Origin of the sequence: Nonomuraea rosea (assembly GCF_039539705.1) — a bacterium.
GTDB classification, from domain to species: domain Bacteria; phylum Actinomycetota; class Actinomycetes; order Streptosporangiales; family Streptosporangiaceae; genus Nonomuraea; species Nonomuraea rosea.
On sequence record NZ_BAABDQ010000011.1, the window covers coordinates 60,267 to 78,044 of the forward strand.

18 protein-coding genes and 4 tRNA genes are annotated in these 17,778 nt (G+C 70.1%); 8 read left to right on the forward strand and 14 right to left on the reverse strand.

Annotated features, from left to right (window positions below; genetic code table 11):
• Positions 1–33 precede the first annotated feature (33 nt).
• Positions 34–240, forward strand: a complete 207-nt coding sequence (locus tag ABEA43_RS25345; protein ID WP_345565479.1) for a hypothetical protein — start codon at positions 34–36, stop codon at positions 238–240.
• Positions 241–287: 47 nt separating this feature from the next.
• Here the strand turns inward: ABEA43_RS25345 and ABEA43_RS25350 are convergent, their stop codons facing one another.
• From ABEA43_RS25350 to leuC, 4 genes are all read right to left on the reverse strand, one after another.
• The gene (locus ABEA43_RS25350) at positions 288–587 is read right to left on the reverse strand and encodes an HU family DNA-binding protein (protein ID WP_345565481.1); all 300 of its coding nucleotides are present in this window, start codon (positions 585–587) and stop codon (positions 288–290) included.
• Between the two features lie 99 nt (positions 588–686).
• A complete protein-coding gene (locus ABEA43_RS25355) occupies positions 687–938 on the reverse strand; it encodes an SCO5555 family protein (RefSeq protein WP_345565483.1) in 252 nt (83 codons plus the stop codon).
• Positions 917–1,504, reverse strand: a complete 588-nt coding sequence (gene leuD, locus ABEA43_RS25360) for a 3-isopropylmalate dehydratase small subunit (protein ID WP_345565486.1) — start codon at positions 1,502–1,504, stop codon at positions 917–919. The genes ABEA43_RS25355 and leuD overlap by 22 nt, the downstream gene beginning before the upstream one ends.
• A 15-nt stretch (positions 1,505–1,519) precedes the next feature.
• Positions 1,520–2,905, reverse strand: coding sequence for a 3-isopropylmalate dehydratase large subunit (leuC, locus tag ABEA43_RS25365; RefSeq protein ID WP_345565488.1), 1,386 nt, complete (start codon positions 2,903–2,905; stop codon positions 1,520–1,522).
• Positions 2,906–2,967: 62 nt separating this feature from the next.
• Between leuC and ABEA43_RS25370 the strand changes: the two genes are divergently transcribed.
• On the forward strand, positions 2,968–3,684 hold the full coding sequence (locus tag ABEA43_RS25370) for an IclR family transcriptional regulator (RefSeq protein ID WP_345565489.1): 717 nt from the start codon (positions 2,968–2,970) through the stop codon (positions 3,682–3,684).
• Between the two features lie 58 nt (positions 3,685–3,742).
• Complete coding sequence (locus ABEA43_RS25375; protein WP_345565491.1) at positions 3,743–5,452, forward strand: hypothetical protein; 1,710 nt, start codon at positions 3,743–3,745, stop codon at positions 5,450–5,452.
• A gap of 349 nt (positions 5,453–5,801) precedes the next feature.
• Here ABEA43_RS25375 and ABEA43_RS25380 read toward each other — a convergent pair.
• The 6 genes from ABEA43_RS25380 to ABEA43_RS25405 all read right to left on the reverse strand — a co-directional run bounded on the left by ABEA43_RS25380 (position 5,802) and on the right by ABEA43_RS25405 (position 9,348).
• A tRNA-Glu gene (locus tag ABEA43_RS25380) sits at positions 5,802–5,874 on the reverse strand.
• 18 nt (positions 5,875–5,892) lie between these two features.
• Positions 5,893–5,968: transfer RNA gene (locus ABEA43_RS25385), tRNA-Glu, on the reverse strand.
• A gap of 18 nt (positions 5,969–5,986) precedes the next feature.
• Positions 5,987–6,062, reverse strand: a tRNA-Glu gene (locus tag ABEA43_RS25390).
• A gap of 79 nt (positions 6,063–6,141) precedes the next feature.
• The gene (locus ABEA43_RS25395) at positions 6,142–6,723 is read right to left on the reverse strand and encodes a hypothetical protein (RefSeq protein WP_345565492.1); all 582 of its coding nucleotides are present in this window, start codon (positions 6,721–6,723) and stop codon (positions 6,142–6,144) included.
• Positions 6,724–7,047: 324 nt separating this feature from the next.
• Positions 7,048–7,689 carry a response regulator gene (locus tag ABEA43_RS25400; protein ID WP_345565494.1) on the reverse strand — a complete coding sequence of 214 codons (642 nt, stop codon included), beginning with the start codon at positions 7,687–7,689 and terminating at the stop codon, positions 7,048–7,050.
• A 39-nt stretch (positions 7,690–7,728) separates the two neighbouring features.
• Positions 7,729–9,348: a sensor histidine kinase gene (locus tag ABEA43_RS25405; protein WP_345565496.1), complete on the reverse strand. Its 1,620-nt coding sequence runs from the start codon at positions 9,346–9,348 to the stop codon at positions 7,729–7,731.
• Positions 9,349–9,629: 281 nt separating this feature from the next.
• On the opposite strand from ABEA43_RS25405, the gene ABEA43_RS25410 reads away from it, so the two are divergent.
• The gene (locus tag ABEA43_RS25410) at positions 9,630–10,556 is read left to right on the forward strand and encodes an alpha/beta fold hydrolase (protein WP_345565498.1); all 927 of its coding nucleotides are present in this window, start codon (positions 9,630–9,632) and stop codon (positions 10,554–10,556) included.
• A 38-nt stretch (positions 10,557–10,594) separates the two neighbouring features.
• Here the strand turns inward: ABEA43_RS25410 and ABEA43_RS25415 are convergent.
• Positions 10,595–10,666: transfer RNA gene (locus ABEA43_RS25415), tRNA-Gln, on the reverse strand.
• 164 nt (positions 10,667–10,830) lie between these two features.
• Here ABEA43_RS25415 and ABEA43_RS25420 point away from each other — a divergent pair.
• Entirely contained in the window at positions 10,831–12,798 is a 1,968-nt protein-coding gene (locus ABEA43_RS25420; protein ID WP_345565500.1) for a M3 family metallopeptidase, read from the forward strand.
• Between the two features lie 75 nt (positions 12,799–12,873).
• Here ABEA43_RS25420 and ABEA43_RS25425 read toward each other — a convergent pair whose 3' ends face one another.
• Positions 12,874–13,413 (reverse strand): PadR family transcriptional regulator, encoded by a 540-nt coding sequence (locus tag ABEA43_RS25425; RefSeq protein ID WP_345565501.1) that lies wholly within the window; start codon positions 13,411–13,413, stop codon positions 12,874–12,876.
• 57 nt (positions 13,414–13,470) lie between these two features.
• On the opposite strand from ABEA43_RS25425, the gene ABEA43_RS25430 reads away from it, so the two are divergent.
• Positions 13,471–14,718, forward strand: coding sequence for an MATE family efflux transporter (locus ABEA43_RS25430; protein ID WP_345565503.1), 1,248 nt, complete (start codon positions 13,471–13,473; stop codon positions 14,716–14,718).
• On the opposite strand, the gene gltX is transcribed toward ABEA43_RS25430, so the two are convergent.
• Positions 14,612–15,943 (reverse strand): glutamate--tRNA ligase, encoded by a 1,332-nt coding sequence (gene gltX, locus ABEA43_RS25435; RefSeq protein WP_425570370.1) that lies wholly within the window; start codon positions 15,941–15,943, stop codon positions 14,612–14,614. The two genes, ABEA43_RS25430 and gltX, sit on opposite strands and share 107 nt — an antisense overlap.
• 34 nt (positions 15,944–15,977) lie before the next feature.
• A complete protein-coding gene (locus tag ABEA43_RS25440; RefSeq protein WP_345565507.1) occupies positions 15,978–16,754 on the reverse strand; it encodes a fumarylacetoacetate hydrolase family protein in 777 nt (258 codons plus the stop codon).
• A gap of 160 nt (positions 16,755–16,914) precedes the next feature.
• Here ABEA43_RS25440 and ABEA43_RS25445 point away from each other — a divergent pair, with 160 nt between their 5' ends.
• Both ABEA43_RS25445 and ABEA43_RS25450 read left to right on the forward strand, forming a co-directional pair.
• Positions 16,915–17,436, forward strand: a complete 522-nt coding sequence (locus ABEA43_RS25445) for an Asp23/Gls24 family envelope stress response protein (protein ID WP_345565508.1) — start codon at positions 16,915–16,917, stop codon at positions 17,434–17,436.
• The gene (locus ABEA43_RS25450; RefSeq protein ID WP_345565510.1) at positions 17,433–17,771 is read left to right on the forward strand and encodes an Asp23/Gls24 family envelope stress response protein; all 339 of its coding nucleotides are present in this window, start codon (positions 17,433–17,435) and stop codon (positions 17,769–17,771) included. Before ABEA43_RS25445 ends, ABEA43_RS25450 begins: the two co-directional genes overlap by 4 nt.
• Positions 17,772–17,778 lie beyond the last annotated feature (7 nt).

Below are 17,778 nucleotides of genomic sequence, written 5' to 3' on the forward strand. Positions count from 1 at the left end.
ACCGGGGGTCGCGGTCGCCCTAGGCTGGTCCGCGTGCAGGCGACGGTACGCAGCTTCGACGAGGCCACTCGCTCGGGCACGGTCTTCCTCGACGACGGGACCGTGCTGGAGTTCGGCGCTCCCGCCTTCGACGCGGGGCCGCTGCTGCTGCTCCGCTCGGGGCAACGGGTCAACCTCGCGATGACAGGTGCGGAAATCACCTACATCACGCTCTCGACTTTCCCCGTTCCGCCCCGGTAAATGCGGACGCCCGGGCCGTGTGGCCCGGGCGCGATGGTCCGCTGGGTTTACTTCTTCTTTCCGATTTTCTTGCCGCCCTCATTGACCAGCTCTTTGAAATCGGAGCCGGGGCGGAACTTGGGCGCCCAGCTCTCCGCGACCTTGATTTCCGCTCCGGTCGACGGATTCCTGGCCGTGCGGGCGGGCTTGTGCACCATCTCGAACGCGCCGAAGCCCGTGATCGAGACCTTGTCGCCGGTGGCCACGGCCTTTTGGATGGCGTCGATGACGGAGTTGACGGCCTCCGTGGCCGTCTTCCTGTCGCCCACCCGATCCGCGATGGCCTCGACGAGTTCTCGCTTGTTCATGAAAGTTCTGCTCCCCCAGTAACGGCTCGGGGTTCCAGCTCACGAGTCCGACGTAGAAACCCCTTACGCGCTCGAAAGTAGGCGGGATTGCGGGGGAACTCAATCACCTAGCGTGTTTTTCTCATTGCGTGGCGTGTCGGCGGCGGGGCCGAGTGCGGCCAGAAAGGCGTCGAGACGGGCGGCGGCCCTTTCCGGATCTCGCTTGGCCAGGTCGCAAATGGTGAGGTAGCGGCGGGCCAGCCGCTCCCTTTCTGTCGCATTCGCACCCGCGGAGAGCATGCGGACGCGGCGGTGCGCCTCGCGCAACCGCCGCGCCAGTTCGTCGTCTTCTAGACGGTCGTCGGCAGCCATGGCTGCCGACCATTCTCGTACGCCGCCACATCCTCGGCATGACGCAGGGTCAGCCCGATGTCGTCGAGGCCCTCCATGAGCCTCCAGCGGGTGTAGTCGTCGATCTCGAAGGCGACGACCTCGTCCGCCCAGCGCACCTGGCGTTCGCCCAGGTCGACGGTGATCTCCAGCTTCGGGTCCGCCTCGACGGCCGACTGCAGGGCCTCGACCTTGTCACCGGGCAGGATGACCGGCAGCAGGCCCATCTTCGTGGAGTTGTTGCGGAAGATGTCGCCGAACCTGGCCGCGATCACGGCACGGAACCCGTACTGCTGCAGCGCCCAGACGGCGTGCTCGCGCGACGAGCCCGTACCGAAGTCGGGGCCGGAGACCAGGATCGAGCCGCCCTCGTACGACGGGTCGTTCAGCACGAACGTCGGGTCCTCGCGCCAGGCCGCGAACAGGCCCTGCTCGAAGCCGGTGCGGCTGACCTGCTTGAGCCAGACGGCCGGGATGATCTGGTCGGTGTCGACGTTGCTGCGGCGCAGCGGCACCGCCGTACCGGTGTGGGTGGTGAAAGCGTCCATCGGTCTTGTCTCTCCTTACAGGTCAGCGGGGGCGGTCAGGCGGCCGGTGACGGCGGTCGCGGCGGCGACCTGCGGCGACACCAGGTGGGTGCGGCCACCCTTGCCCTGGCGGCCCTCGAAGTTGCGGTTGGAGGTGGAGGCGCTGCGTTCGCCCGGCTGGAGCGTGTCGGGGTTCATGCCCAGACACATCGAGCAGCCGGCCTCGCGCCACTCGGCGCCGGCGGCCTTGAACACCTCGTGCAGGCCCTCCTGCTCGGCCTGCAGCTTGACCAGCATCGAGCCGGGCACGATCAGCGTGCGCGTCTTGACGTGACGGCCGCGCAGGATCTCGGCGGCCGAGCGCAGGTCCTCGATGCGGCCGTTGGTGCACGAGCCGACGAACACCGTGTCGACCTCGATCTCGCGCAGCGGGGTGCCGGCGGTCAGGCCCATGTACTCCAGCGCGCGCTCGGCGGCCGAGCGGGCCACCGGGTCGTCGAAGGACTCGGGGCTCGGCACGGCGTCACCCAGCGGCAGACCCTGGCCCGGGTTGGTGCCCCAGGTGACGTACGGGGTCAGCGTCGTGGCGTCGATCTCCACGACCTTGTCGAACACGGCGTCGTCGTCGGTGCGCAGCGACTTCCAGTATTCGACGGCCTGGTCCCACGCGTCGCCCTCGGGGGCGTGCTGGCGGCCCTTGAGGTAGTCGAACGTGGTCTCGTCCGGCGCGATCATGCCGGCGCGGGCGCCCGCCTCGATCGACATGTTGCAGACGGTCATGCGGCCCTCCATGGAGAGCTTGCGCACGGCCTCGCCGCGGTATTCGACGATGTAGCCCTGGCCGCCGCCGGTGCCGATCTGGGCGATGATCGCGAGGATCAGGTCCTTGGCGGTGACGCCCGCGGGCAGCTCGCCGGAGACCTCGATGGCCATCGTCTTCGGCCGGTAGGCGGGCAGCGTCTGCGTGGCCAGCACGTGCTCGACCTCGGAGGTGCCGATGCCGAACGCGATGCCGCCGAACGCGCCGTGCGTCGAGGTGTGGGAGTCGCCGCAGACGATCGTCATGCCCGGCTGGGTCAGGCCGAACTGCGGGCCGATGATGTGCACCACGCCCTGCCCGGCGTCGCCCATGGGATAGAGCCTGACGCCGAACTCGGCCGCGTTCTTGCGCAGCGTCTCGACCTGTTTCTTGGACACGGGGTCGGAGATCGGGCCGAGCACGGTCGGCACGTTGTGGTCTTCCGTGGCGATCGTGAGATCGGGCCGCCGCACCTTCCGGCCGGCGAGACGGAGCCCGTCGAACGCCTGCGGACTGGTCACCTCGTGGATGAGGTGCAGGTCGATGTAGAGCAGGTCCGGCTCACCCTCGGCGCGCCGGACTACGTGCTGCTCCCAGACCTTCTCGGCCAGTGTGCGGCCCATGATCTCCTCCTTGAGATTGCCTCCGACTTGCTTCTCATATGTCGAGACGGCAGTATCGGTGTATGGACAACTCTAGCGGAGTCGGAGTACTCGACAAGGCAGTTCTTGTACTCAATGCCCTCGAAGCGGGGCCCGCTTCACTGGCGCAGCTCGTCCAGGCCACCGGCCTGGCCCGCCCCACGGCCCACCGGCTGGCCGTCGCTCTGGAGCATCACCGCATCGTGACCCGCGACACACAGGGCAGGTTCGTCCTGGGACCGAGGCTTTCCGAGTTGTCCACCGCGGCCGGTGAGGACCGGCTGCTGGCGGTGGCCTCGCCCGTGCTGATGCAGCTCAGGGATCTGACCGGGGAGAGTGCCCAACTCTACCGGCGCCAGGGTGACGAACGGGTCTGCGTGGCGGCCGCGGAACGATCGAGCGGTTTGCGTGACACGGTCCCGGTGGGTTCGGCGCTGCCCATGACGGCAGGCTCGGCGGCGCAGATCCTTTTGGCATGGGAGGAGCCGGACAGATTGCACCGGGGATTGCGCGGCGCCAAGTTCACCGCCGCCACATTGGCCTCAGTACGGCGCAGGGGCTGGGCCCACAGTGTCGGCGAGCGCGAGCAGGGGGTGGCGAGTGTTTCCGCTCCTATAAGGGGCAGCGGCGGCAAGGTCATCGCGGCGGTTTCCGTCTCCGGACCCATCGAACGGCTGACCAGGGCGCCTGGTCGGCTGCACGCGGTGCCCGTGATGGCGGCCGCGGAACGCATCACAGAAGCCATGCGACGTACGTCATGATCAGCAAAAGGATGTATTTGGGGAGCCGACTGCCTCGCAGGCGCACTAGCCTGAGTGCGTGACAGATCGCATCGAGGTAGCCGCCACTGAGCTGCGACCCCTGCTCGAAGAGTTCATCATGTGGGCGCGCGTGAACGCCCCTGGGAGCGACCCCGAGCTCGTGGGGCCTGCCGCTCTGTGGCACCGTCTCGCCTTCTCGCAGGATCTCGGCACGTGGAAGCGCGCCGACCTGCGTAACCTGCTGCTCGACCGTATGCCCAAGGTCTTGGAGGATCCAGACGCCGCCGCGGACGGGATGCTCCCGGCCGTGGACGCGTACCTGACGTTCCTCTCGCAGACCGGCAGGCTGGCCGAGGGCTCGGACTCCCTCGCCGATCTGCAGGCCGAGCTCGACGACGTCGAAGACGAGTTCGTCGATCTCATGGAAGACCTGCTGGAGGATGCCGAAGGCGACGACGACGAGGAAGAGGCCGGCGACCTCGGCGATTTCGAGCCGTTCGCGGACGAGCTGGCCGAGCTCGACACGATCAGGCTGCGGCCCGACTCGGAGCTGGCCGCGGCCGCCCGCGCGGTGCCGCTGGTCGCCAAGGCCCGCGATCTGGCCCTGTGGGTCGGCTCCGGCCGCCGGGTGGGCGAGGACACGCTGCTCACCGACGAGGAGGTCGAAGAGGCGCTGACGGCCGTCGGGCTGCCCAGGCCGCAGGCCGACGGCCCGCTCGCCGAAGCTGTCCCCCAGCTCTGGAACATCTGGAACCTGGCCGTCGACCTCGAGTTCCTGGAGCCCGGCGACGCCAACACCGTGGCCGTGCAGGACGACACCTCGGAGTGGCCGTTCGACGACGACGAGGACGTTCTCGACGCCTGGATGCTCGGGCTGCACTCGGTCGACTACGGCGACCCCGAGCTGGCCGACGACGACCTGACGATGGCCCTGGCGGGCCTGACCCGCGGCGTCCTGGTCAGGCTGCTGCTGGGGGGCGGCTCGCGCGACCTGGAGGAGCTGGGGCAGGAGCTGGCCGAGGCCGCCGCCGATCTCGACGAGCTGGGCTCGGACGCGTGGGAGGCGGCGGGCGACCCGCTGGCCCCGGCGATCGACTGGCTGACCGGCTACGGCATGGTGGCGGTCGAGGGCAAGACGCTCAGCCTCACGCCGCTCGGCACCGAAGGGGTCGTCCACCTGGTGGACGACGCCGACATCGAGGTGGACGCCAGGCCGGCGATCGAGTCGATGAGCGCTCACGAGCTGCTGGCGCTGAGCGCGGAGCTGCCGGAGGACGAGGCCGACGCCGAGTTCGCGGCCTGGATGCGGCTGCGTGAGCCGGAGAAGGCGGCTGAGGAGCTGCTGGAGGCGGCGGGGGAGGACGAGAGCGACGCGCTGATCAGGGTGCAGGCGGCCAGCGTCGTCGGCACGCTGGGGCAGGCGGCGATCCCGGCCTGGCAGGCGGCGCTCAAGCAGCCGTCGCTGCGCCCTTACGCGGCCACGCATCTGAGCCAGCTGGAGGTCGAGGGCGCGCCTGAGCCCACGCAGGACGACACCCACTGGCTGATCCTGGACATGTGGACGATCTCGGCCGGTCTCGGGCGGTCGGAGTTCGTGAGCAGCCTGCAGGACATCGGGCCCGACATGGTCAACAGCCTGCTGGAGGTGATCTGGAAGATCCCGCACGCGCATGTGGAGGAGCTGCTGGATCTGATCTCGCAGGTGCACCCGGACAAGCAGGTGGGCAAGGCGGCGCGCCGCGCGCTCTTCAAGGCCCGCTCGGCGTGATCCGCCGAAAGCCCCCGCCGTTGCTCGGCGGGGGCTTTCGCGTCTTCTTTCTCTTTTACGCTCCCGACCGGGACGTCCTCCTTTTTCGTTACGCTCACGACCGGGAGGACCCACCCGCCGCACGGGGCCGGGCTCTGTCCAGGGAAACGCTCCTGAGGTTCACGGGGCCGGCCACCGCGACGTGCGCTCTGCCGGCCGTTCGCGGGGAGAGTCGTCAACCACCGAAGACGGGACAGCCGCCAGCCGCTGGAGACGGAAGAGTCGTCGGCCGCTGGAGAAATCGCTCAGAAACCGCTCGGAAAACGCGAAACGCTCCGGGCTGAGAGCACCGGAGCGGTTGTTGCAGATGTAGTCCCGACCGGATTCGAACCGGCGCTACCGCCTTGAGAGGGCGGCGTCCTGGGCCACTAGACGACGGGACCTTCGCGGGCTTGTGACAGTGGTAGTCCCGACCGGATTCGAACCGGCGCTACCGCCTTGAGAGGGCGGCGTCCTGGGCCACTAGACGACGGGACCTTCGCGGGCTTGTGACAGTGGTAGTCCCGACCGGATTCGAACCGGCGCTACCGCCTTGAGAGGGCGGCGTCCTGGGCCACTAGACGACGGGACCCTGTCCACAAGCTGCTGTGCCGGGTCTCCCCGGCAACGCAGGTAACTCTACCGCACCCCGCAGACCACAACCAAACCGCTTATCGGCCCATCAGATCGGGTCTGTGGCGCCGGACCCAGTCGCCCATCGGGCCTCGCTCCCACAACGGGTCGAACTCGCCCAGCGGAATCGCCACCTCCGGGCGGCCCGTGGCCGGGTCCACCGGTACGCGGGCCAGGCGGTCCCGCATCCAGCCCGGGACGCGGGACGGCACCGTCCGTTCACCCCAGCCGATGAGCCCGACCGAGCGCAGGGCCTGTGCCCGCACCTGTACGCCGCCGGGGCGGCCGATGCGCCTCGGGTTCGCGAGCTGGGTGTCCACGACGTCGATCCTGGTGATGTCCGGCCAGCGGAGGCGGGTGCGGAAGCCGTACGAGTCGGAGAGCTCAACCCCGTCCGGGGCGAAGCGGACGACGGTGCCCGAGGCCAGACGGCGGTGCTTGCCCACGAGGACGGCGAGCAGGGCGGCGGTGGCCAGCGCGCCGATGAGGACGCCGAGCGGGGTGCTGTTGGTGAAGATGGCGCCCAGGAGGAGGCAGACGGCGAAGAAGAGCACGAGTGGGGCGGCGAACGGAGCGGCGAAGCGCGGGAAGCTGCCCGCGCGGATACGAAATTCATCCATAAGTCGGGCGGACTCTACCCTCCACCCCCGTCCAACCGCACGTCACCAGGGCACCCGCCCAACCTCGGACGCCCGCCGCCACGGCACCCTGGACTCGGACGCACGGAGCGGCGGCACCGCCCAGACCCGGACGCACGTAGCGGCGGCACCACCCGGGCCCGGACACACCATCAGGGCACCGCCCAACTCCGACCACACATCACCACGGCACCACCCGGACCCAGACGCCCCGGAGCGGCACCGCCCAAACCGGACGCACGGAGGCGAACCGGACGCACGGAGGCGGAGGCGCCGTGGGGCGGGCGGCTGCCAGGCCCGGGGGCGTCAGTCGATCAGGCCGCGGCGGTAGGCCTCGCCGACGGCGGCGGCGCGGTCGCGGACGTCGAGTTTGGCGTAGACGTGCAGCAGGTGCGTCTTGATGCTGGCCTCGCTGATGAACAGGGCGGCCGCCGCCTCCCGGTTGGTGGCTCCTCCGGCCACCAGGCGCAGCACCTCCAGCTCGCGTTTGCTCAGCTGCCCCCTCGCGGGTCTGCGGAGGTGGTCGGCCAGGCGGGTGGCCACGGCCGGGGCCAGGACGGTCTCACCGCGGTGGGTGGCGCGGACGGCGCGGACGAGCTCCTCCGGGGGCGCGTCCTTCAGCAGGTAGCCGCTGGCTCCCGCTTCGAGCGCGGGCAGCACGTCGGTGTCGAACGTGGTGAGCACCAGCACCCTCGGACCCGTGCCGCTCAGCCCTGTCCGATCCAGCCCTGGGCCGCTCAGCTCGCGGATCGCGGCGACGCCGCCCATGCCGGGCATGCGCAGGTCCATGAGGACGATGTCGGGGTGGAGCTCGGCGGCCAGGCGTACGGCTTCCGCCCCGTCGGCGGCCTCTCCGACGATCTCGAAGTCGGGCTCGCTCCCGAGGGCCGCGCGCAGGCCGTCGCGCACGATGGGGTGATCGTCGGCTATCAGCAGCCTGAGCCGCATCGGTCCCCCTCCCCCGGATGATCGCCTGCCATCAGGGTCTCACCCCTCGCCCGAAGCCCGGAAGCGGCCGGGGCCGCCTTCACCGAGGGTGCCGTCCTCCTCATGAGCGGCGTCTCCCTCAGCGTCGGCGTCCCCCGCAGCGCCGGCGTCTCCGGCAGAGTCGACGTCTCCGGCAGGGTCGGCGTCGCCCATTGAGCCGGTGACCCCCGCAGGGCCGGCAGCTCCGGCAGTGGCGTCGCCGCCCGCAGGACCAGCGTCTCCCTCAAAGCCGGTGATCCCCGCAGAACCATCGTCCCCCGCAGGACCGGTGGCCCCCGCAGGACCGGTGGCCCCCGCAGGACCGGTGGCCCCCGCGGCTGCAGTGTCCCCCGCTGAGGCTGCGGGGGACGCCGGGGCAGCGTCAGTGGTAGGGGGTGTGTTCGGTGCGGGGATGGCGGGGACGGCGGCGGCAATCGCGGTGCCCTGGCCGGGCTCGGACTCGATCTCCAGGGTGCCGCCTACGCCGCGTACCCGGTGCCGCATGCTGTGCAGGCCGAAGCCGTCAGCGGGCCGCTGCGGGTCGAAACCGGTCCCGTCGTCGCGGACGTCGAGGAGAACGGTTTCGTCCGTGTAGGAGAGGGTGAGGCCCGTCCTGGAGGCCGTGGCGTGCTTCGCGACGTTCGCCAGCGACTCCTGGGCGATGCGGAACAGGGTGGCCTCCACATCCGCGGCCAGGGCGACGGGGGTGCCGGTGATCTCAAGCGTGAGCGGTACGCCGGCCGTCTCCGACCATGAGCGGGCCATTCGGCTGATGGCCTCGGGCAGGCGGGAGTCTTCCAGCGGCTCGGGGCGCAGCGCGCGTACGGATCGCCGGGCCTCCGAGAGGCTCTGGCGGGCGAGCTCGGCGGCCTGGTCGAGGTGGCGGCGGCGGGCGGCTTCCTGGGAGGTCCTGTCGGCGGCGTTGAGCTGGCCGATCAGGGCGATGAGGTCCTGGGCGACCGTGTCGTGGATCTCGCCCGCCATCCGGTGCCGCTCGTCCAGCACGCCCGCCCGCCTGGCCTGGTCGAGGAGCCTGGCGTGCAGGCCGGCGTTCTCGGTCATGGCGGCGCGCAGCCGTTCGACCAGGTGGCGGCGTTTGTCGTGCTCGGCTGAGACGTACCAGCCGGCCGCCACCAGGGGGACGGCCACGCCGGCGATCACGGTGAGGAGGGTGGCCTGGGCTCCCGGGCCGGCCTGGACCGCCACGTTGACGAGGGCGGTGAGCGTCACGCCCGCCATGATCAGCCGGGCGGGCAGCATGGCGATGGCGATCGGGTAGCCGGCCGAGGTGAACACCACGAAAGCGGTGCTCTTGAACGCCAGCGCGCCGGCGAGGGCGATGAGGATCAGGAAGTGGCCCACGACGAGCGGGCGGTGGGTGTCGCGGCGCGGGTGGAGCCAGGCGATCGGGGCCAGCCAGAGTGCGGCGGCCAGCGCCAGGACCGGCCATCCTGAGCCGCCGGCCGTCGGGCCCAGCTCCGCCAGCCAGGCCACCGCCGGTCCCGCGAGCCGGCGCACGGCCGTCCACGGTGCGACGCCCTCCGGAGCTTGCGCGAGAGCCGCCGCGGTCGCTGAGACGGCGAGCAGTCCGTAGGCGAGCGTCAGGTAGACCCAGCGCTCGCGTCCGTCGAGCCAGCTCATGGGGTCCACCCTGGCACGTCTCCCGGTGATCGGCAGAGCCCACGTGCGGTGTGGAGGCCGCCGGCACCGCACCGGCGGCATGCGGATTGCGGGGGGGTGGTGCGAGGGCGGGGTGGTGCGGAGGCGGGGTGGTGCCGGGGCCAGGCGGCCGGTGGGCAGGTGGTGGCGGGGCCAGGCGGTGCGGGAACGAGTATCAGCCGATTGGTGGATGGTGGGTGTCAGCCGGATGGCGAGCCGCTCGGGCGATGTGGAGCGGCGCTGAGCTGGGCGAGCATCGGGGCATGACCGAAACGAGCAGGAGAGCGATGTTCCAGCTGGCCGCCGCGGCAGGCGCGGGCACCTACACGGCCTCGGCCGCCGTCAAGCCCAAGAAGGTGACCACGTACGTCTTCGTGACCGGCGCGAACGGCGTCGCGTCGGCCGATCAGGGGCTGGCCCTGCGCGGGCACCGCACCGTGGGTGTGGAGCTCCCCGGGCACGGCCCCGCCGAGCAGTTCCAGTATGCCTACCAGGCTCCCCAGGACCTGGCGAAGCTGGCCACGGCTCCGTCGGCGGTGGCCGGGGTGAAGCTGGACGACTACGTCGAGGCCACGGTGGACGTCGTGCGCAAGGTCTCCGGCTACGGCCCGGTGATCCTGGTGGGCGGCAGCCTGGGTGGCGCGGCGATCACGAAGGCGGCCGACGAGGTGCCCGACCTGATCGACCGGCTGGTGTACGACGCGGCGTTCTGCTGCACGAAGCTGCGCTCGCCGGCGGACTACCTCCAGACGCCGGAAGGGCGCGAGAGCCTCGGGGCGAGCCTGGCGGCGGGCGTCATCGCCGACCCGGCGGCGATCGGGGCGATGCGGATCAACTGGCGGACGAACGACAGGAAGTTCCTGGCGGCGGCCAAGGCGGCGTTCATGGCGGAGGCGAGCGACGGCGAGTTCCTCGCGATGCTCAACGGGCTCCTGCCGGACGAGAGCATGCAGGTGTCGGGGGCCGACGCGCGCGGGCGCAAGGAGGCGTGGGGGCGGGTGCCCCGGGTGTACATCAGGCACGCGCGCGACCGGATGATCCCGCTCGCGCTGCAGAATCGGATGATCAAGGAGGCGGACGCGGCGACGCCGGGCAACGAGTTCGGGGTGTTCACGGTGGATTCGCCGCACGCGCCGACGGTCAAGGCGTTGGAGCAGATCCGGGAGATCCTGCACCGGCTCGCGAAATGAAAAAACGGACGTCTCCCGATGGAGACATCCGTTAAATGCTGGGGTACCAGGACTCGAACCTAGACTAACTGAACCAGAATCAGTCGTGCTGCCAATTACACCATACCCCACCGCAGCGCACTCCTTGCGGAGCGCGTTGGCGACGTCCGAAAGAATAGCCCAGCTCGGGGGGTAAGACCAAAACGTTTGGCAGACCGGTCCTTCGCCGCCCACAGCACAGGCTCGGTCGTGCCAAGCTGAAGGGGACAAAACACCACGTGGAGGAGCCCGAGCGTTGGCCGAGAATCCGTTCTTCGCCCCTAGCAATCTGCCGTACCAGTTGCCGCCCTTCGCGGACGTACGCGAGGAGCACTACCTGCCCGCGTTCGAGCGCGGCATGGCCGAGCACCTGGCCGAGGTCGACGCGATCGCGGGCAGCACAGAGCCGCCGACCTTCGACAACACGATCGCCGCACTCGAGCGATCGGGACGGATCCTCGAACGCACGGCCACGATCTTCTTCACCGTCGCCGCGTCCAACTCCACCGACGGCATCATGGAGATCGAGAAGCAGATCTCTCCCGAGCTGACCAAGCACAGCGACGCGATCCGGCTCAACAGGGCCCTGTGGGCGCGGATCAAGCAGATCACCACGGCGGACGCCGAGGAGTCCTGGCTGCTGGAGAAGTACCGCGACGACTTCATCAGGGCGGGCGCCGACCTGTCGGAGGTGGAGCAGGGCCGGCTGCGCGAGCTCAACGAGGAGCTGTCGAAGCTCTCGACGGGGTTCGCCCAGAGCCTGCTGAAGGCTTCGACCGAGTCCGCCCTGGTGGTCGAGGACCCCAAGGAGCTCGACGGCTTCGACGATGCCAGGATCGAGTCGCTGCGCAAGGACGGCAAGTACGTCCTGCCGCTGCTGAACTTCACCGCCCAGCCGGGGCTGGCCCAGCTCACCGACCGCGACGTGCGCCGCAGGCTCTACGAGCTGAGCATCCGCAGGGCGCCGGGCAACTTCCAGGTGGCGGCCAGGATGGCGGCGCTGCGGGCCGAGCGGGCGGCGCTGCTCGGGTTCCCCAGCCACGCCGCGTACTCGGTGGCCGACCAGACCGCCAAGTCCGTCGAGGCGGTCGAGGAGATGCTCGGCCAGCTCGTCGGCCCGGCCGTGCGCAACGCGGGCAAGGAGGCCGAGGCGCTGGCGGAGCAGGCCGGGTTCGAGATCGAGCCGTGGGACTGGTCCTACTACTCGGAGAAGGTGCGCCAGGCGCGCTACGAGTTCGACGGCGCCGCGATGCGGCCCTACTTCGAGCTCAACCGCGTCTACCGCGACGGCGTGTTCTTCGCGGCCACGAAACTGTACGGGGTCACCTTCACCGAGCGGACCGACCTGGGCGGATACCACCCTGATGTGACCGTCTTCGAGGTGTTCAACGAGGACGGGAGCCGGCTGGGGCTGTTCGTGCTCGACCCGTACGCGCGGGAGACCAAGCGCGGCGGCGCGTGGATGAACAACCTGGTCGACCAGTCGTTCCTGTTCGGCCAGCTCCCCGTGGTGATCAACAACCTCAACATCACCAAGCCCGCCTCCGGCCCGACGCTGCTGACGCACGACGAGGTGAACACGGCCTTCCACGAGTTCGGGCACGCGCTGCACGGGCTGTTCTCGCAGGTACGCTTCCCGCGCGTGTCGGGCACCAGCGTGCCGCGCGACTTCGTCGAGTACCCGTCGCAGGTCAACGAGATGTGGGCGACCTGGCCCGAGGTGCTGGCCAACTACGCCAAGCACCACGAGACGGGCGAGCCGATGCCGGCCGAGCTGGTGGAGAAGCTGACGGCGTCGGAGAAGTTCAACCAGGGCTTCACGACCGTCGAATATCTGGCCGCCACGCTGCTCGACTGGGCCTGGCACAAGCTGGCGCCCGGGGAGACGGTGGACGACGCGGAGGCGTTCGAGTCGGCGGCCCTGGAAGCCGCCCAGATCGCCGTCCCGCAGGTCAGGCCGCGCTACCGGACCAACTACTTCGCGCACATCTTCGCCGGCGGCTACAGCGCCGGCTACTACTCCTACATCTGGAGCGAGGTGCTCGACGCGGAGAGCGTGGAGTGGTTCAAGGAGAACGGCGGCCTCACCAGGGCGAACGGCGACCACTTCCGCCAGGAGCTGCTGTCCCGCGGCGGGAGCCTCGACCCGCTGACCGCGTTCCGCAACTTCCGCGGACGTGAGCCGAGCATCCAGCCGCTGCTCGCCCGCCGGGGCCTCGACTGATCGGTTCCACCGGAAGACGGATTGAGCGGCCCACCGCGCGAACGTGCGCGGTGGGCCGCTCCGCTGTCGCCCCGGCTACGCCTCCAGCTCCTCGATCCGGCGGCGCAGCCATTCGCGTTCGGCCTGGCTCGACGCGCGGGCGATCAGCAGCATGCCGCGGCGGTAGGGGTCGGGCTCGTCCTTGGCCCTGACGGGTTTGCCACCCTCGTAGAAGAAGCTCGCCGGAGCCTCCAGGAAGGCCAGCCGCCTGGCCAGCACCTTCGCCTGGTCGGCGGGGTCGGGCAGCGCCGACAGGAACGTCAGCAGCGCGAAGAACCTGGTCTGGTCGCTGACGTCCAGGTCGGCGGGCTCGCGCAGCCGTAGGAGCAGCTCCTCGCGCCCGGCGTCCGTGATCGTCAGCACCTGACGGCGCGCGGCGGCCGCGCCCGCCTCCTCGTGCCGCTCGACCAGGCCCTTCGCCTCAAGCCTGGAGATGGCGGGATAGAGCGCGCCGTCGCTGACCGGGCGCAGGTGGCCGGTGAGCGCGGCCAGGCGCGACTTGAGCTCGTAGCCGTGCATCGGCCGTTCGTTCAGGAATCCCAGGATGGTGAGGCTCAGGTCACCGCCGCTTGCCATGGGGTGCATCGTAACGCTATACCTCTAAACGATATATATCGAAGCGAGGTAATGACGATGCTCCGGCTGGCGCTGCCCATCTACGTGGAATTGCTCACCGCCGTGGTCGCGGTCGGCGTGATCGACCTGCTCTGGGTCTCCGGGCTCGGCGAGGCGGCGATCGCGGCCGTCACGGTGGGCACCACGGTCGAATACCTGGCCTACGGGCTGTTCCTGGCGGTTCCGACAGGGGTCACGGTGCTGATCGGGCGGCGCGACGGCACCGCGCCGCTGGCTCCCGTGATCAGGACGGGCTGGGCGCTGTGGGCGGTGCTCTCGCTCGCCATCGCCGTGCCCGGCGTGCTGCTGCGCGAGCCGCTGGCGGCGCTGTTCACCGACTCCCCCGCGCCGACCGCGGACTTCTTCCTGGTCTCGCTCGCGGGACTGCCGGTGTTCTTCGCCCAGACGGTCGTGGACGGCGTGCTGAAGGGCCTGGGGAACACGACGACCCCCATGCGCAACGCCCTCATCTGCAACGGCCTGGTGATCGCCCTGGACCCGCTGTTCATCTACGGCCTCGATCTGGGCGTCCAGGGCGCCGCGCTGGCCACGGTGCTGGCGCGCCTGATCACGCTGCTGATCGCCCTGCTGTCCGTCGTACGGCTCCGCTCCCCCGGCCAGGGCCTGGTCGCGGGCGAGGTGATCCGGACGGGGCTTCCGATGTCCGGAGATTTCCTGGCACGTTCGCTGGTGGGCATGGCGCTGGTGGCGATCGTGGCCGGGTTCGGGACGGCGGAGGTGGCCGGCTACGGGATCGGGCAGAAGATCATGCTGGCCGGGGTCATGGTCTTCTACGCACTGCGCCAGGCGGCGATGATCCGTACCGCTCGCTCGGAGACCGTCAGGTCGCCGCTCCTGCTCGGGCTCGGGTCAGGCGCGGTCGTGGCGATCGTCCTCAACGTGGCCGCGACGCCCGCCGCCGGGTGGTTCACCGGCGATCCGGGGGCGGCGGTGGAGTTTCTGCGCTGGATGACGCTGTATCTGGTGCCGTTCGGCGGGCTGATCGCCGTCGGCGGGGTGCTCCAGGCGAGCGAAAGGGGCAGCCGCCTGCTCGCCGCCACGCTGGCGGGCTTCGCCGTGCAACTGCCCCTCGCCTGTCTGCTGAGCTCGTGGCTCGGTGTCACCGGGGTGTGGCTGTCGATGGCCGCGGGGGCCTCGATCAGCCTCGCAGGCGCGCTAGTGCCGCGCGCAGGCGCTCCTGGGCGCGCTCGCGGCCGAGCACCTCGATCGACTCGAACAGCGGCAGGCCCACCGTCCGGCCGGTGACCGCCACGCGTACGGGGGCCTGGGCCTTGCCGAGCTTGAGCCCGTGGGCCGTGCCGACCTCCTCCAGCGCCTGCTTGAGCGACTCGGGGTCCCAGCTCACCGACTCCAGCCGGTCGAGGTAGCCGGTGAGGATCTCCTCAGGGGAGTTTTTCATCGCCTTGTCCCACGACACCTGGTCGAAGACCGGCTCGTCGAGGAAGAGGAAGTCGACGTTCTGCCGGATCTCGGACAGCACCGCGATACGGGTCTGCGCCAGCGACGCGACCTTGCTGAACAGCTCACGGTCCCAGGACGGGTCGAGGTAGGGCGCGCAGCGCTCCTCGAACGTCTCCAGCGGCAGCGCCCGGATGTACTCGCCGTTGAACGCGCGCAGCTTCTTCTCGTCGAAGAACGCGTTGGACGGATTGACGTCGTCCAGCCTGAACAGCGGGACCATGTCCGACCACGGCATGATCTCGCGGTCCTCGCCGGGGCCCCAGCCGAGCAGCATGAGGTAGTTGACCATCGCCTCGGGGAGGTAGCCCTCCTCGCGGTAGTCCTCCAGCGCCACCTTGTCGCGGCGCTTGGAGAGCTTTTTCCGCTGCTCGTTGACGATCACCGGCAGGTGCGCCCAGACCGGCGGCCGCGCGCCCAGCGCGGGCCAGAGCAGCTCCTGCCTGACGGCGTTGGGCAGGTGCTCCTCGCCGCGGGCCACGTGGGTGACGCCCTGCGTGATGTCGTCGACGGCGTTGGCCAGCACGTAGAGGGGCGAGCCGTCGGTACGCGCGATGACGAAGTCTTCCTGCGCGTTGTTGGGGAACTCCACCCGGCCGCGGATCACGTCGTCGACCACCGTGACGCCCTCGTCGGGCGTGCGGAAGCGGACCGCGCCGGCGCTCAGCCCGCGCTCGCGGCAGTGGCCGTCGTAGCCCTTGTCCTTGGAGCCGGTGCGCTCCTGGACCTGCTCGCGCGTGCAGTCGCAGTAGTAGGCCTTGCCGTCGGCCAGCAGCTTGGCCACGGCCTCGCGGTGCTGCGGCTCGTAGGCCGACTGGAAGTAGGGGCCCTCGAAGACCGGGTTGGTGCCGTTGACGCCGATCCAGTCGAGCGCCGAGATGATGCCCTCGGTCCACTCCGGGCGGTTGCGCGTGGCGTCGGTGTCTTCGATGCGCAGGATGAACCGCCCGCCGGTCTGCTCGGCGACGGCCCAGTTGAACAGCGCCGCGCGGGCGCTGCCCACGTGGAACATGCCGGTAGGAGACGGCGCGAACCGCACCCGTACGTCAGTCACGGGAGACCACCTTGTTCGTGAGTGTGCCGATGCCTTCGATGCCGACGCTGACCTCGTCGCCGATCTCCAGCGGGCCGACGCCCGCCGGGGTGCCGGTCAGGATGACGTCGCCGGGGATCAGCGTCATGACGGCGCTGACGTAGGCCACCAGCGCGGGGATGTCGTTGATGAGCTGGCTGGTGCGCCCGCTCTGGCGGATCTCGCCGTTGACCGTGGTCGTGAGCGCCAGGTCGCTCGCGTCGAGGTCGGTCTGGATCCACGGCCCGAGCGGGCAGAACGTGTCGAACCCCTTGGCCCGGGTGAACTGGACGTCCTTCTTCTGCAGGTCGCGCGCGGTGACGTCGTTGGCGCACGTGTAGCCGAAGATGACGTCCTTGACCCGCTCGACCGGCACCTCGCGGCACAGCCGGCCGATCACCACGGCCAGCTCCCCTTCGTAGTCGACGCGGTCGGACAGCGTCGTGGGGTAGGCGATGTGCTCGCCGTGACCGATCACCGTGGTGGACGGCTTGAGGAAGATGAGCGGCTCGTCGGGCACCTCGTTGCCCAGCTCGGCCGCGTGCTCGGCGTAGTTTCTGCCGATGGCGACCACCTTCGTCGGCAGCATCGGGGCCAGCAGCTTCACCTGGGACAGCGGATACCGCTCGCCGGTGAACTGCACTTGGCCGAACGGATGACCGGAGACGCCGGAGATGAACTCCTCCCCCGGGCCGCCTTCGACCACGCCGAACGACACGCCTTCGCCTGTGGAGAACCTCGCTATACGCACCTGACAAGGCTATCGCCGCCGCCGGAGGGGTCCGCCCACCCGCGCCGCCCGCCACGGAAGAGTCATTAATGCCCCTAAAGTCCGTTTTGTTGTGCATTAGGCGTGTCACAGCGGTTAGCTCTGTTTCTTAGCGAAGAGACGCAGAGGGGGGTGACGGATCATGTCGGACACGATGTCCAACCAGGCCACCGCGACTGGTCAGACCGGGACCGTACCGCGGGCCAGGACGCAGGACGGCGGCTCGGGGACCGCGCTGGTCACCGACAAGGGGACCACCAGCATCGACGACGGGGTCGTCGCCAAGATCGCCGGGCTCGCGGCCCGTGAGGTGTCCGGTGTGTACGCCATGGGCGGAGGCGCGGCACGCGCGCTCGGGAGCGTGCGCGGCATGGTCGGCGGGGATCGGAACCTCACGCAGGGCGTGTCCGTGGAGGTCGGCGAACGGCAGTCCGCCGTCGACCTCGACCTGGTGGCCGAGTACGGCACCGCGATCCCCGACCTGGCGGCGGCGGTGCGCAGGAACGTGATCGAGGCGGTCGAGCGGATGTGCGGGCTTGAGGTGACCGAGGTCAACATCAGGGTCGACGACGTGCACCTGCCCGACCAGGACCGCGACCGTGATCGGGATCGGGGTCAGGACGGGCACCGGCAGGACGCGGACGAGGAGCCCAGGGTCCGATGACCGGCGAGGCGGGCACCGCCACGTCGGAGGCGCAGGCGATCGCCGATCGGGTGCTGGCCTGCGCCGGGGTGGCCGGGCTCTCCGGCGGCCGCTTCGGGACGGTGGCCACCTATCTCCCGGGCGAGCGGCTGCTGGGGGTCTTGGTGAACGGCGCGGCGATCGAGATCGCCATCGTCGCCACGCTGGACCGGCCGCTGTTCGAGACGGCCGACGAGGTACGGCGATCCGTGCTGGACGTGGCCGGGGACCGGCGGGTCGACGTGCGCATCGACGACATCCGCGTCGACGACGCGCATACAGACGGCTCCGGCGCCGAGGACGTCCAAAGCCGCTGACGTACGA